The organism is Pseudarthrobacter sp. NPDC092424, from assembly GCF_044754925.1.
Lineage (GTDB): Bacteria > Actinomycetota > Actinomycetes > Actinomycetales > Micrococcaceae > Arthrobacter.
Genome location: NZ_JBIVQC010000008.1, coordinates 17,395 through 31,275 on the forward strand (window position 1 = coordinate 17,395; position 13,881 = coordinate 31,275).

At 66.8% G+C, this 13,881-nt stretch carries 15 protein-coding genes; 4 read left to right on the forward strand and 11 right to left on the reverse strand.

Features of this window, described 5'->3' with window-relative positions:
* Positions 1-22 precede the first annotated feature (22 nt).
* From ACIQCN_RS12025 to ACIQCN_RS12035, 3 genes are all read right to left on the reverse strand, one after another.
* Positions 23-721 carry a redox-sensing transcriptional repressor Rex gene (locus tag ACIQCN_RS12025; protein ID WP_400604890.1) on the reverse strand — a complete coding sequence of 233 codons (699 nt, stop codon included), beginning with the start codon at positions 719-721 and terminating at the stop codon, positions 23-25.
* Between the two features lie 87 nt (positions 722-808).
* Positions 809-1,063, reverse strand: coding sequence for a glutaredoxin family protein (locus tag ACIQCN_RS12030; protein WP_400604892.1), 255 nt, complete (start codon positions 1,061-1,063; stop codon positions 809-811).
* Between the two features lie 116 nt (positions 1,064-1,179).
* Positions 1,180-2,805, reverse strand: a complete 1,626-nt coding sequence (locus ACIQCN_RS12035) for an FG-GAP-like repeat-containing protein (RefSeq protein WP_400611164.1) — start codon at positions 2,803-2,805, stop codon at positions 1,180-1,182.
* 127 nt (positions 2,806-2,932) lie between these two features.
* Here ACIQCN_RS12035 and ACIQCN_RS12040 point away from each other — a divergent pair, with 127 nt between their 5' ends.
* Positions 2,933-3,751: an HAD family hydrolase gene (locus ACIQCN_RS12040; protein WP_400604895.1), complete on the forward strand. Its 819-nt coding sequence runs from the start codon at positions 2,933-2,935 to the stop codon at positions 3,749-3,751.
* A gap of 67 nt (positions 3,752-3,818) precedes the next feature.
* On the opposite strand, the gene ACIQCN_RS12045 is transcribed toward ACIQCN_RS12040, so the two are convergent.
* From ACIQCN_RS12045 to ACIQCN_RS12055, 3 genes are all read right to left on the reverse strand, one after another.
* Complete coding sequence (locus tag ACIQCN_RS12045; protein WP_003792170.1) at positions 3,819-3,917, reverse strand: 30S ribosomal protein bS22; 99 nt, start codon at positions 3,915-3,917, stop codon at positions 3,819-3,821.
* 151 nt (positions 3,918-4,068) lie between these two features.
* Positions 4,069-4,281, reverse strand: a complete 213-nt coding sequence (locus ACIQCN_RS12050) for a helix-turn-helix domain-containing protein (RefSeq protein WP_400604896.1) — start codon at positions 4,279-4,281, stop codon at positions 4,069-4,071.
* A gap of 144 nt (positions 4,282-4,425) precedes the next feature.
* Positions 4,426-5,529 carry a 3-deoxy-7-phosphoheptulonate synthase gene (locus ACIQCN_RS12055; RefSeq protein ID WP_400611166.1) on the reverse strand — a complete coding sequence of 368 codons (1,104 nt, stop codon included), beginning with the start codon at positions 5,527-5,529 and terminating at the stop codon, positions 4,426-4,428.
* A 371-nt stretch (positions 5,530-5,900) separates the two neighbouring features.
* Here ACIQCN_RS12055 and ACIQCN_RS12060 point away from each other — a divergent pair, with 371 nt between their 5' ends.
* Positions 5,901-7,253 (forward strand): alpha-hydroxy-acid oxidizing protein, encoded by a 1,353-nt coding sequence (locus ACIQCN_RS12060; RefSeq protein WP_400611167.1) that lies wholly within the window; start codon positions 5,901-5,903, stop codon positions 7,251-7,253.
* Positions 7,254-7,272: 19 nt separating this feature from the next.
* On the opposite strand, the gene ACIQCN_RS12065 is transcribed toward ACIQCN_RS12060, so the two are convergent.
* Both ACIQCN_RS12065 and ACIQCN_RS12070 read right to left on the reverse strand, forming a co-directional pair.
* Positions 7,273-7,878: an ArsR/SmtB family transcription factor gene (locus tag ACIQCN_RS12065; protein ID WP_400611169.1), complete on the reverse strand. Its 606-nt coding sequence runs from the start codon at positions 7,876-7,878 to the stop codon at positions 7,273-7,275.
* Between the two features lie 66 nt (positions 7,879-7,944).
* Entirely contained in the window at positions 7,945-9,156 is a 1,212-nt protein-coding gene (locus tag ACIQCN_RS12070; protein WP_400611170.1) for an acetoin utilization protein AcuC, read from the reverse strand.
* A gap of 100 nt (positions 9,157-9,256) precedes the next feature.
* Between ACIQCN_RS12070 and ACIQCN_RS12075 the strand changes: the two genes are divergently transcribed.
* Positions 9,257-10,690 carry a TrkH family potassium uptake protein gene (locus ACIQCN_RS12075; RefSeq protein WP_400604905.1) on the forward strand — a complete coding sequence of 478 codons (1,434 nt, stop codon included), beginning with the start codon at positions 9,257-9,259 and terminating at the stop codon, positions 10,688-10,690.
* Between the two features lie 40 nt (positions 10,691-10,730).
* On the forward strand, positions 10,731-11,369 hold the full coding sequence (locus ACIQCN_RS12080) for a potassium channel family protein (protein ID WP_400605449.1): 639 nt from the start codon (positions 10,731-10,733) through the stop codon (positions 11,367-11,369).
* Between the two features lie 4 nt (positions 11,370-11,373).
* On the opposite strand, the gene proC is transcribed toward ACIQCN_RS12080, so the two are convergent.
* From proC to ACIQCN_RS12095, 3 genes are all read right to left on the reverse strand, one after another.
* The gene (gene proC / locus ACIQCN_RS12085; RefSeq protein ID WP_400604907.1) at positions 11,374-12,207 is read right to left on the reverse strand and encodes a pyrroline-5-carboxylate reductase; all 834 of its coding nucleotides are present in this window, start codon (positions 12,205-12,207) and stop codon (positions 11,374-11,376) included.
* A gap of 261 nt (positions 12,208-12,468) precedes the next feature.
* Entirely contained in the window at positions 12,469-13,440 is a 972-nt protein-coding gene (locus ACIQCN_RS12090) for a Ppx/GppA phosphatase family protein (RefSeq protein WP_400604909.1), read from the reverse strand.
* Positions 13,441-13,447: 7 nt separating this feature from the next.
* Positions 13,448-13,867 (reverse strand): SseB family protein, encoded by a 420-nt coding sequence (locus tag ACIQCN_RS12095; RefSeq protein WP_400604911.1) that lies wholly within the window; start codon positions 13,865-13,867, stop codon positions 13,448-13,450.
* Between the last annotated feature and the right edge of the window lie 14 nt (positions 13,868-13,881).

The following is a 13,881-nucleotide window of genomic DNA, read 5'->3' on the forward strand; positions in this document are numbered from 1 at the left end:
CAGGCGCCGGACACCGCCGGGATTAGGCGGTCTGCCCCGGAGCCTGCGCCCGTTGCGCGTGGTACGCCAGGATCTGCAGTTCGGTGGCCATATCCACCTTGCGCAGGTTGACCCCGTCGGGCACCTGGAGGATGACGGGGGCGAAGCTGAGGATGCTGTGCACTCCTGCCGCGACCACCCTGTCGCACACGTCCTGCGCCACGGCCGCCGGCAGCGCCAGCACCACCATGTTGGCGCCGGTCCGGTGCAGGACGGGCTCAAGGTCGGCAACGTCGCTCACCCGGAGCCAGCCGACTTCGTTGCCCACTACCATCTGGTCGGCGTCAAAGATGGCCACCACATCGAAGCCCCGGGATTCGAAACCGCCATACCGGGCCAGCGCCTTGCCCAGGTTGCCGGCACCAACAATCGCGACTTTCCAGTCATGGGTCAGACCCAGGGCCGCGGCGATGTGGCGGCTGAGGTACTGCACCTCGTAGCCGACGCCCCTTGTCCCGTAGGACCCAACGTGCGATAGATCCTTACGCAGGGTGGACGAACTCACGCCGGAGACTTCGGCAAGGGATTCGGATGAAACCCGCTCCACGCCGTCGGCCATTAGCGCGTTCAGGGCGCGCAGGTAGATGGTCAGCCGCGCCACGGCAGCCGGGGGAATTTCCTTCCCCGGCGCCCCCGGAAGGTCCGCAACAGGATGCGGGGTGTGGTCCATTGCCGTCACCATCCCATCCTTTGCGCTGCGTCGTGCCTCCACTCTAGGGCCACGCTGCCGGTGCCAACAAAGCAGCCGTATTCACGTGAAGCCACTCCCCTACTGCGCCATGGCGCGCTGGAGGACACGGTGCAGGCGGTTTTCGTCGATCTTCCAGAAATCGCGCTGGACGCCGTCCACCAGCACCACCGGGATCTCCTCGGCGTAGCGTTCACGCAGTTCCGGGCTCTGGTCCATGGACTCTTCCGTCCAGGCCAGCCCCAGCGCGGCAGTAACGCGTCCGACGGCGTTGCGCGCCTCTTCGCAAAGGTGGCACTCAGATTTGGTGATCAGGACGACGCGCGGTGTAGCCATGCGTTAACGGTAGCCCCGTTCGCGGGGACGCGGTGACGGACCGGGATGCGCGCCTTCTCGCGCGACTGAATCACATCCATCCCATAGGCGACCCAGCCGCATCAAACAGGGCGCTGTCAGAAGAGCGGTGAGAGCCCGTTCCAGCCCGGACCCACCTGGATCCGCGAAACCAGGCCGCCGGCACCGCTGCCGGGGTAGAGCCACAGCATGCCGGCACCGTCGCGGGCCAGCAGATCGGGACGGCGGTCGCCGTTGAAGTCGCCAGGGCTTACGACGGCGGTCATCGCATTCCATCCGCTGCCCACCCTGATCCGGGGCAGCCAGCCGCCGGCACCGTTACCGCGGTACAGCCATAGGAATCCCGTCGCGCTCTCCCGCGCCAGGACGTCGGCTGCCCCGTCGCCGTTCATGTCCCCCGGGCCGACGATGGCGCTGAAGATGTTCCAGCCGCTGCCGACGAGCACCCGGGGCAGGAAGCCGCCGGTGCCGTTGCCACGGTACAGCCACAGGTAGCCGGTGCGGGTTTCCCTCGCAAGGATGTCGGCCCGCTGGTCCCCGTTGAAATCGCCGGGGCCGATGATGGCGGTGAAGATGTTCCAGCCGTTGCCGATGCGGAGCCGGGGCAGGAAGCCGCCGGTGCCGTTGCCGCGGTAGAGCCACAGGTAGCCGGTGGCAGTTTCCCGGGCCAGGACATCCAGCGCACCGTCCCCGTCGAAGTCTCCGGGTGTCTCGAGGGAGTTGAAGATGTTCCACCCCTTGCCGATGGGCACGCCGGGGAGCCGGCCTCCGCGCCCGTTTCCGGGGTACATCCGCAGCTCGCCGGTGGCTGGCACGCGGGCGAGGATGTCCGTGTTCCAGTCACCGTTGAAGTCCGCGGTCGATCCGGAGAGGCTCGATGCCGGGATGGGCAAAGGAGTGAATGCATAGGGATCGCAGGTCAGGTCGTAGTCCCGGGTGTCGTCGTACCACTGCGAAATGTAGACGCGTCCCCCCGAGAAGCTCGGCTGATGGCAGCGGTCCAGCGCCTCCCCGGGGTAGTCCAGCTTGCCGGCTGTTGCCCACACCGGGACGCCTGGCAGCCGCCACGAGCCGGTGATGCCGGCCCATCCTGATGCAAACGAGTAGAGGCCGTACGAGAATTTCGCGTCCCGCAGGGCGCGCATGATGCCCTCGATGATGTATCGGTTTTCGCGCTGCTGGGCTGCGGTGGCCGTGGGCCAGGGCTGGGCCGGACGGGGCTCGACGTCGATCCACACCACCGGCGGCGCAAAGCCCACCCGTGCCAGGCTGGCGATGGCGAAGCGCGCTTCGGCATATCCCACGTTGGACAGCTGGCCGGCGAGGGTGGTGGCGGACCAGGGTCCTTGCGTCCCGTACGTGGCGAGCTGTCCAGGCGTGGGGAAAGCCGCCATGGTATACGCCTGCGCGGGCTTGCTGTTGGTCCTGGCCCAGCCCACCTGGCTCGCCAGGCACGGGTTCTCGGTGAAGGGCAGCCCCTTCGTCAGGCCGATGATGACGAACTGGGACGACGCGGGCGGCATGGGCAAACCAAAGCCGCCCGCCGCCGTCGGGCATTGCGGCCACGAGATGTCGTGGCCGTACAGGGACACGGCGTGGGCGGAAGGCGCTCCGGGGACGAAACCCAGGAGAAGTGCAAGGAACGCGAGCACCGCCGTCAGGGCCCGCCTCCGGGATCCCCGCGCGCAGGATTGAACCTCTGGATGACGAACTTCAGCGCCCATCGCGGCCGCTCCTTTGCTCCCACCCAGTTTACGGTCGGTGATTCCGGGCCGCTAGCTGCTTCTTTTTGCCGCCCGTCCCCGCCGGGCGTTCCTGGCCTCCGAGGGCGATACAACTAGACTCGAGACCATGCCCGAGGAGAAATACGTCGCCGTAGTCACCAGGCCGGTTGCGTCGCCGCAGCCCGGCGAGGCGGCTTTCTTCGACGTGGACAACACCCTGATGCGCGGGGCCAGCCTGTTCCACGTGGCCCGTAAGATGCACCAGCGCGGTGCATTCACCCTGCGGCAGGCAGCCGGCATGGCGTGGAAGCAGTTCATGTTCATGGCCCGCGGAGAAAACATGGATGACGTCCATGCGGTCCGCGATTCCGCCCTCAGCCTCGCGGTGGGCATCAGCGTCGATGACGTCAGGATCCTGGGCGAGGAAGTCTACGACGAGATGATTGCCTCCCGGATCTGGCCCGGCGCCAAGGCCCTGGCAGATCAACATCTGCGCGTGGGCCGGCGCGTCTGGCTGGTAACCGCCACCCCCATCGAGGTGGCTACGGTCATCGCCACCCGGCTGGGCCTCACCGGAGCCCTGGGCACGGTGGGCGAGATTTCCGACGGGCTGTATACCGGCCGGCTGGTGGGCGACATCCTGCACGGATCCGCCAAGGCCGTGGCCGTCCAGGCAATAGCCGACACCGAGGGCCTGGACCTCAAGCGATGCTGGGCCTACAGCGACTCCTTTAATGACATCCCGCTGCTCACCCTGGTGGGCCACCCGGTGGCCATCAATCCGGACTCACGGCTGCGCCGGCACGCCCGCGATAACAACTGGCCCGTGTATGACTTCCGGGCCGGCCGGCGGGCCGCCACCTTCGGGCTCAAGGCCGCCACCGTTTGCGGCGCCGTGTACGGGCTCTGGAAGGGCTTCGCCCGGATGCGCGGCCCGCGGCTCTAAGCCTCCGTGGCAACAGAAAAGCCCGCCGCCAGAAAGGCGACGGGCAGTTCCACGCTGTGCGAAGTATTTACTTCTTGTTGCGGCGCTGGTGACGGGTCTTGCGAAGCAGCTTGCGGTGCTTCTTCTTGGCCATACGCTTGCGACGCTTCTTAATAACTGAACCCACGAAAGTTCCTTACCAAACTAGATGCAGTACCTGTCTGATGGAAATGGTTCGCGGACTGAGCAACGAACTGACAACTGACAGATTCTTACAATGACGTAAAACGTTCCTTAACAGGGTACCGCTTATCCGGAGCGGCTCCTGACAGCGCGGATCAGGCAGTCTCGGTGTGCCCGTCCACGATGGCGCCCTGGAGGTACTGCTCCACGGCGTTTTCCGGCACCCGGTAGGAGCGGCCGAAGCGGACGGCCGGCAGCTCGCCGGCGTGGACAAGACGGTACACCGTCATTTTGGAGACCCGCATGACCTGGGCGACTTCTGCCACGGTCAGGAACTTCGCGTTGGAGAAGTTCTGCTCTGCCGACATTTCCCTGAATTCCTTTGCTGACGGATGGACACAGTGACCCCATGTAATGCCAATGCGGTGTTCTGATGCTGAGCCATCCACCAACCACCTATTTGCACACTCTAGTTGTTCATGTGGCAGAAGTGAAAGTGCCTGACGGCACTTTTAGCAGGCCGTCCGGCGCTTCCGGGCCGACGCCGCCAGCTGGTCCAGGACGGACACCGTGACGTCCCACTCCATGCAGGCATCCGTGACGCTCTGGCCGTACACCAGGTCAGCCCGCCCGGCCGCGTTCTCAGCGACATCCAGGCTCTGTGCGCCGCCCACCAGGAAGCTCTCGAGCATGACTCCGGCGACGGCCTGGGCAGCGGTGCCGCCGTCCTCCAACTGCGCCCCGATTTCCAGCGCCACCTCGGCCTGCCGGTGGTGGCTCTTGCCGCTGTTTGCGTGGCTGGCGTCCACGATCAGGCGGGGGTTCAGGTGCTTGGCAGCAAGTTTTTCGGAAGCACTCCCGACGTCGGCCGCCGAGTAGTTCGGCCCCTTCCGGCCGCCGCGGAGGATCATGTGGGTGTCCGGGTTTCCGGAGGTCGCCACCAGGGCGGCGCGGCCGTCGCCGTCGATCCCCAGGAAGGACTGGGCTGCCGTGGCGGCACCGCAGGCGTCGATTGCCACCTGGAGGTCGCCGTCGGTCCCGTTCTTGAAGCCGACCGGCATGGACAGCCCGGAGGCCAGCTGGCGGTGGATCTGGCTCTCGGTGGTCCGTGCCCCGATGGCGCCCCACGCGATCAGGTCTGCCATGTACTGCGGGCTGATGGGCTCCAGGAACTCGGTGGCGGTGGGCAGGCCCAGTGCGGTGACCTGCTGCAGGAACCGGCGTGCGGTGCGCAGGCCGGTGACCATGTCGTGGCTGCCGTCAAGGCGCGGATCGTTGATCAGGCCCTTCCAGCCCACCGTGGTGCGTGGCTTTTCGAAGTACGTGCGCATGACGATCAGCAGGTCCTCCTTGTGCTTCCCGGCCTGGCTGACCAGCCGGCGGGCGTATTCCAGGCCGGCCCTGGGGTCATGGATGGAGCAGGGGCCAACGATGACCAGGAGGCGGTCGTCCACCCCGTCCATGATTGCGCGGACTTCGTCACGGCCGCGTTCGACGACGCCTGCCGCCTTTTCGTCCAGGGGCAGCTCCGCGATGAGGTCCTGGGGTGTGGGGAGGGCGGTGAATTCGCTGACGCGCAGGTTCGAGGTGGAGTTCTGGGCTGTTGCGGTGTTCATGTGGTGGGTCCTGTTCCAGAATGGGAAGCGGGCCCGGAATTTCAGAACCCGCCGGAGAAACGGCGAAGGGCAGAGAATGATCTCTGCCCTGTTGGCTCTGAAGGTAGTTGGATGCGTGTCAGTCAGACGCGGGCCCCTCCAGAGCCAACGAAAAATACGCATACCAACGGTTTGTCATGGGAAAGACCATAGCCGCGCACCGCACCACCCGCCAAATCGTCTCCGCAACATCCCGTTTTGTGTCCAGTTACAGCCCTTAACACCCCGGTTAAGCCGTGTGAGTGGAGGGAAACTCAAAGGGTTGATGTGGTCCGACCACATGTCGTACAGTGTGAGGCAGACCACCACCGGCACGCCCAACGAAGGACGCCATGACGCACACGCTCCAACCCGGCAATCCCGAGGCGACCCCCGCTCCGGAAACCACGGACATCCCGGCAACGCGGGCACCTGTTGCCGCGCCGGCGTCGTCCGCCGCCCCCGCATCCAAGGTGCCCGCCGCGCTGAAGCGCCGGATTCCCAAGTACTCGGACCTCGCGCCGCTCATGCAGTTCAAGACGCCGGAGTTCAGCAAGGAAGCCCGCCTCAAGCGCGCCAGCACCATCTGGGAGCTTCGTGACATCGCCAAGCGCCGCACACCGCGGGCACCGTTCGACTACACGGATGGCGCCGCCGAAGAGGAGATCACGCTTCGCCGCGCCCGCGAAGCCTTCCTGGACATCGAATTCCGCCCGGGCATCCTCCGGAACGTATCCCAGATCGATCTGAGCACGGACATCCTTGGCCGGACCTCCCGCCTGCCCGTGGGCATCGCCCCCACCGGCTTCACCCGGATGATGCAGTCCGAGGGCGAATACGCCGGGTCGCAGGCAGCAGAAGCCGCAGGCATCCCGTACACCCTCTCCACGATGGGTACCGCCTCAATCGAGGACGTCGCCGCGGCCGCTCCGAACGGCCGCAACTGGTTCCAGCTGTACCTCTGGACGGACCGGGACCGCTCGCTGGAACTCATCGAACGCGCGGCCAAGGCAGGCAACGACACCCTCATGGTCACCGTGGACACCGCCGTGGCCGGCGCCCGGCTCCGCGACGTCCGCAACGGGATGACCATCCCGCCGGCCCTGACGCTCAAGACCGTCCTGGACGCCTCCTACCGGCCCGCATGGTGGTTCAACTTCCTCACCCACGAGCCGCTGACCTTCGCGTCCCTGTCCCGCTACACGGGCACCGTGGCGGACCTGATCAACTCCATGTTCGACCCCACGCTCACCTTCGAGGACCTGGACTGGCTCCGGGACACCTGGAAGGGCAACCTGGTGGTCAAGGGCATCCAGACGGTGGAGGACGCCCGGCGGGTGGTGGACCACGGCGCCGACGGCGTTATCCTGTCCAACCACGGCGGCCGCCAGCTGGACCGCGCGCCGATCCCGTTCCACCTCCTTCCGGAGGTCAAGGAAGCGTTCACCAAGGACAACACGGACGCAGCGATCATGCTGGACACCGGCATCATGAGCGGCGCGGACATTGTGGCCGCCCTGGCACTGGGTTCCGATTTCACGCTGATTGGCCGCGCCTACCTGTATGGGCTGATGGCGGGCGGCCGCGCCGGAGTGGACCGCACCCTGCAGATCCTCGAAAAGGACATGGCCCGCACCATGGCGCTGCTGGGCGCCAGCCGGATCTCCGAACTTAACCCGGACCACGTGCGCCTGCTGCGCAGGTAGGCATCGGTCCCGGCAGGTCCTATTTCTTCCGGCCGAACTTGGGGAGGTTCGCCAGGAGGTCCGCGGCCTTCGTTGCGGCACGGCCCACGCTGCGGCCAATCTGCTGGGGCACGGTGTCGTCGCTCAGCGCGGCGGCAGTTCCGCCGGGAATCACGACGGCGGGGCTCAGTTCCGCGCCGTCCCTCGCAAGGACACCGGCAGAGACAGCTTCGGCGGCAACCTCTTCCGGCGCGCCCGCGGCAGTTCGACTGGCTTCACCGGCTAAACGCGCCGCGGCGGCCGTTCCGGCTGACGGGCGGCCTGCTGCGGCGGCCTTCCCCTGGGCTCCTCGGGCGGCCGGCGCGGAGGGGGCGGCGGCCGCATTGCCGACGTCGAACGTCTCCAGCCAGTGCGAAATGCCCTCCAGCGGTTCCCGGTTCAGCGCGTAGTACCGCTTCTGGCCCTGGGCGCGCATGCTCACCAGCTGGGCCTCGCGGAGTACTTTCAGGTGCTTCGAAATCGTGGGCTGGCTCGCCTCAAGCTCCTGCACCAGCTCGCCTACAGCCTTGTCACCCGCACGAAGGGCCACCAGGATGTCGCGCCGGGTAGATTCCGCAATGACGGCAAATACGTCGTCTGTCACCATGCCTCCACCCTAGCGACATATACGCCGAAAGGCATCAACTATTTCGTGCGGTACAGGCTGGGCCGGTCAGTCGAACCATGGGTCCAGGCCGTGCAGCGGGAAGACGGCCTTCCGGGTGGCCATGATGGTGCGGTCCACGGCGTCGTTCGGGTCGAAGCCCACCTCCCAGGACCGCCACCACAGCTCCACGTCGTCACCCATCAGGCGGGGCGCGGCGGTCCCGAATTTCTCCTCGACGTACCGGCGCCAGTCCTGCGGGACGGGGGTGCGCACGGGCACCGGCCGCGCCGCGGCAATCGCCACCAGGTGGCTCCAGGACCTGGGCACCACGTCCAGCACGCTGTACCCGCCTCCTCCCGTGGCGATCCACCGGCCGCCGCAGTGGCGCTCCGCGAGGTTCCCGACGGCGGTGGCCGCCTCCCGCTGGCCATCCACACTGAGGTTGAGGTGCGTGAGCGGGTCGTCCCGGTGCGAGTCGCAGCCGTGCTGGCTGACGATCGCGTCCGGGTCAAAAGCGGCGACCAGCTGCGGCACGACAGCGTAAAACGCCCGGAGCCAGCCGGCGTCCCCCGTACCCGCGGGAAGGGCGACGTTAACCGCCGTTCCCTCCGCCGGCGCTCCGCCGGTTTCATTGGCGAACCCGGTGCCGGGGAAGAGCGTCAGGCCGCTCTCGTGCAGCGAAATGGTCAGCACGCGGGGGTCATCCCAGAAGATGCTCTCCGTTCCGTCGCCGTGATGCGCATCGACGTCGATATATGCCACGCGCTGGATACCGCCGTCGAGCAGCCGCTGGATGGCGAGGGCCGCGTCGTTGTAGATGCAGAACCCGCTGGCGCGGCTGCGGGAGGCGTGGTGCATGCCGCCGCCGAAATTGACCGCATGCAGAGCTGAACCGTCCAGGATGCGGGAGGCGGCCAGGAGCGAACCGCCGGCCAGCCGGGCTGCGGCCTCGTGCATGCCGGCGAAGGCGGGGTCGTCCTCGGTACCCAGACCCCGCTCATGGTCGTGCCTGTCGGGGTGGGCGCTGACGCGGCGGACGGCGGCCACGAACTCCGGGGAGTGGACCGTTTCCAACTCCGGGTCCGAAGCGACGCCGGGCGCCGCGACGTCAACGTGGGCCAGGTCGAAGAGCCCCAGGCTCCGGGCCAGCCGGGCGGTCAGGTCCATCCGTTCCGGTGCCATCGGGTGGCCCGCCCCGAAGTTGTAGGCGGTCATGTCCGGACTCCACACCACCACTGTTGGCGGCGCGGGCAGGGCGAGGCCGGGGAGGTATGTCATCAATCACAGGCTACCCGAGCACAGCCGTCCAACCCCCGGGCCATTACGCGGCATTAGTGGTTTACTACTGAAGGAAACCGTTTCAACCAAGGAAAGCCACATGACGCAGCGCGAGTCGGGGCCCATCGCCCGGGCAGAGTGGCAGCCGGGCTCCGCCGAGCACCAGGGGCTGTGGTTCCTCACGCGGCTGCGTGACTTCATTGACACAGTGGCCAATACGTCCCCCGCACGGCTGGCGCTGACAGCCTTCGGCATGGTGGTCCTGCTGTTCACGGGACTGCTGTCACTGCCGGCAGCTGCGGCCAACGGCCAGTCCACGCCGCTGCATGACGCAATGTTCACCGCGGTATCGGCCGTGTGCGTGACCGGACTGACCGTGGTCACCACCGCGACGCACTGGTCCTTCTTCGGGCAGCTTGTCATCCTGGTGGGCATCTTTGTGGGCGGCCTGGGAACCCTGACCCTTGCTTCACTGCTGGCACTGATGGTCAGCAAACGGCTGGGCGTGCGCGGCAAGCTGATCGCCGCGCAGTCCATGAACAACGCCGGCCGCCTGGGCGAGGTGGGTACGCTCCTGCGGATCGTCATCACCACCTCGGTTGTCATCGAAGCCACTCTTGCCGTGATCCTGGTGCCCCGTTTCCTCATGCTCGGCGAAAGCCCGGCGACGGCACTGTGGCATGGGATTTTCTACGCCATCTCCTCGTTCAACAACGCCGGCTTCACGGCCCACGCCGAGGGCATCATCCCGTTCGAGAACGACCTGTGGATCCTGCTCCCCATCATGGCTGGCGTGTTCGTGGGCAGCCTGGGCTTCCCCGTCGTCATGGTCCTGCAGCAGAACGGGCTGAACTGGAAGCGGTGGAACCTGCACACCAAGCTGACCATCCAGGTTTCGCTGATCCTTTTCCTGGCCGGCGCGCTGGCCTGGGCGGTCATGGAGTGGGAGAACGCCGCCACCATCGGCGGCATGGGTACCGGCGACAAAGTCATGCATTCCCTGTTTGCGTCCGTCCAGATGCGGTCGGGCGGCTTCAACCTGGTGGACCAGAACCAGCTGGAGTCCACCACCATGCTGCTGACGGACGCGCTGATGTTCGCCGGCGGCGGCTCGGCGTCCACGGCCGGCGGCATCAAGGTGACCACCATTGCCATCATGTTCCTGGCCATCATGGCCGAGGCCCGCGGAGACACCGATGTGAAGGTCTACGGCCGCACCATCCCGGAAGGCGCCATGCGCGTTGCCATCTCCGTGATCGTGGCCGGCGCGACGCTGGTCTCCCTGGGGGCTTTCCTCCTGCTCCACATCAGCGGGCAGTCGCTGGACCGGGTACTCTTTGAAACGATTTCCGCCTTCGCAACCTGCGGCCTCAGTACCAACCTGAGCGCCGAAGTGGCGCCCGCAGGCAAGTACGTCCTGACGGCCCTGATGTTCGCCGGCCGCGTAGGAACCGTTACACTCGCCGCTGCGCTGGCCCTGCGCCAGCGCAGCCAGCTGTACCACTACCCCGAAGAGAGGCCCATCATTGGCTAGTTCCTCAGACGCCCCCCGGCGCCCCGCCCACAACGCACCGGTGCTGGTCATTGGGCTGGGCAGGTTCGGTTCCTCCACTGCGGAGCAGCTGGTCAAGCAGGGCCGCGAGGTCCTCGCCATCGAGCGTGACCGGTCCCTGGTCCAGAAGTGGTCGCCGCTGCTGACGCACGTGGTGGAAGCCGATGCCACCAACATTGACGCTCTCCGCCAGCTCGGGGCGCAGGAGTTCAGCTCCGCCGTCGTGGGCGTTGGAACGTCCATCGAGTCCTCGGTGCTGATCACCGTCAACCTGGTGGACCTGGGCATCGAGCACCTGTGGGTGAAGGCAATTACGCCCTCGCACGGCAAGATCCTCACCCGCATCGGCGCCAATCACGTCATCTACCCGGAGGCGGACGCCGGGGTGCGGGCCGCCCACCTGGTGTCCGGCCGCATGCTGGACTTCATCGAATTCGACGACGACTTCGCGATCGTCAAGATGTACCCGCCGCGTGAGACAGTGGGCTTCACGCTGGACGAATCCAAGGTGCGGTCCAAGTACGGGGTAACGATTGTGGGCGTGAAATCCCCGGGCGAGGACTTCACCTACGCCCGGCCGGAGACCAAGGTGTCCTCACGCGACATGCTGATCGTGTCCGGCCACGTGGACCTGCTGGAGCGTTTCGCCGCCCGGCCGTAAGAGGTCAGCCGAGTTGGCGGGTGATCTCCGCCGCCCGCTCCGCCGCAGCCCGCGCGCCGGCGGCGACGATGGCGGGGATGCCCTGCTCATCGAAGGTGGCGATAGCCCGTTCCGTGGTGCCGTTGGGGCTGGTGACGGCCTTGCGGAGCGCCGCCGGGTCAGCGCCCGGCTCTGCCAGCATGAATCCCGCGCCGGCCACGGTCTCGCGGGCCAGCAGCAGGGACAGTTCCGCGTCCAGCCCCAGTTCGACGCCCGCGGCGGCCATGGCCTCCGCCAGGTAGAACGCGTAGGCCGGTCCTGAGCCGCTGATGGCCGAAAGGGCGTCCACCTGCTCTTCCGGAACCTCCACCACGGTGCCGGCGCCCCGAAGGACCTCCTTGACCGCCTGCAGCTGCCCGGCGCTGCAATTGGTGCCCGGCGAGACCGAAACCACTCCACGTCCCAACTTGGCGGGCGTGTTGGGCATCGAGCGGATCACGGGCTGCCCGGCCGGCAGCGCCGCCTCGAGCTGTGCGATGGACACCGCTGCCGCAACGCTGACCACCACGGTGTCCGGGGAGAGCGAGCCGCTGATCTCCCGGGCCAGGTCCGCGATCCCCACGGGTTTGACGCCAAGGACGACGACGGCGGACCCCTTGGTTGCCTGCCTGTTGTTGTCGGGTTCCTCCTCACCGGCGATCGCGGTGATTCCGTGGTGGCGCTCGGCCAGCTCCGCGGCGCGCTCGGCGCGACGGACGGTTGCCACGATGTCCGCCGGATCCGTGCCCGCCTCGACCAGACCGGCCAGGATGGCCTCGTTCATGGACCCACAGCCAAGGAATGCGATTCGGTTGCTCATGGCTCCATCATTGCAGTTCGGCGTTAATGGTGCAGGTCTCCCATGCTGGGAGGGATTCCCAGCCTGTTCCCATGTTGGACGCAGGCTGCTCACAAGTTGGGGTCCTAGCGTAATAGGTACCTCATTGAGGGTGCGAGTGATGCGGCAGGCATGGGGATGCCTGCCGGGGCACCGGAGGTCCTTGCCGGGTTTTCCCCCATTTTCCCGGCTTCGGACTCCGGTGCTCCCGCATTTAAGCGGGCTTCCGGGGCGTGTCAGCCGCTATACGCGCGCGGCCACGTGCGGCGCCGGCTCCAGCGGTCCGGAAAACACCAGCTGGTCCAGGCGGCGCAGGATCAGGCCCTCCCGCAGTGCCCAGGGGCAGATCCTCAGTTTCTTGAATTCGAACAGTTCCAGTGCAGCTTCCGCCACCAGGGCCCCGGCCAGCAGCTGACGGGCGCGGGCCTCGGACACGCCGGGCAGGTGCAGGCGGTCCTCAGACTTCATGGCGGAAATGCGCTGCGCCCATACTCCCAGATCCGAGGCCTTGAGTTCCCGCTTGACGTACGGCCCGGCCGCGCTGGGCGCGGCCCCGGTAATCCGCGCCAGGGAGCGGAAGGTCTTCGAGGTGCCCGCCACCACGTTCGCCTTGCCCAGCCCGTCAAATTCGCGGACGGCGGGCTTGAGGGTGTCGCGGATGTAGCGCCGCAGGTCCTTCACGCTCTTCGCCGTGGGCGGGTCTTCGGGCAGCCAGTCCCGCGTGAGGCGGCTGGCGCCCAAAGGCACGGACGTGGCCATCTCCGGCAGTTCGTCCTGGCCGAAGGCCATTTCGAAGGACCCGCCCCCGATGTCCAGGTTAAGGATCGGCCCTGCACCCCAGCCGTGCCAGCGCCGGACCGCGAAGAACGTCATGGACGCTTCTTCGCTGCCGGTCAGCTCCTGGAGAGTTACCGTGGTTTCGTGTTTTACGCGGGCCAGGACCTCCGGACCGTTGGTGGCCTCACGAATGGCGGACGTGCAGAACGCCAACAGGTCCTCGGCCTTGTGCCTGGCCGCGAATTCCCAGGCCTCCAGCACGAACTCCGTGAGTTCGTGCTGGCCGGCGTCGCTGATGCTGCCGTCCGGTTCCAGGTACTGGACCAGGGACAGTGGGCGCTTGTGCGAGGCGAACGGAACCGGCCGGGCGCCCGGGTGGGCATCAACAAGCAGGAGATGGACAGTATTTGACCCGATATCAAGGACGCCTAGCCGCATGGTGACATTATTCCTCGTCGGCCCGCTTGAAGTCGCGCTTGATGTTGGCCACGCCCTCGGGGTTGATCTCGAAGCCGTAGGCAGCACCCGGGTTGATCACCATGCCCAGCTCCTCGCCGATGTTGGCGATGATGGCGGCGCCCTGGGTGCCCAGGACGTTCGGGGCCGCATCGAGGTACCGGGCGTCCACCCGGCTCGGGTGCGAGAACACAGCCAGCACGGGATCACCGTCAGCGTTGGCGAGGACCAGGGGCTCCACCTGGGAGTCCTCGCCCTCGATCCCGTCCGGGCTGACGATGTAGACCTCGTTGTTCAGGAACGAAAGGATCACATCCACGGGGCTTGCGTCGGGCTGTCCGCCCTTGGCGAGCTTCTCCTCGAGGTCGTTCAGCGGAGTGGTGTCGGCAATTCCGGGCTGTTCAGTCATATATCTACCTGATC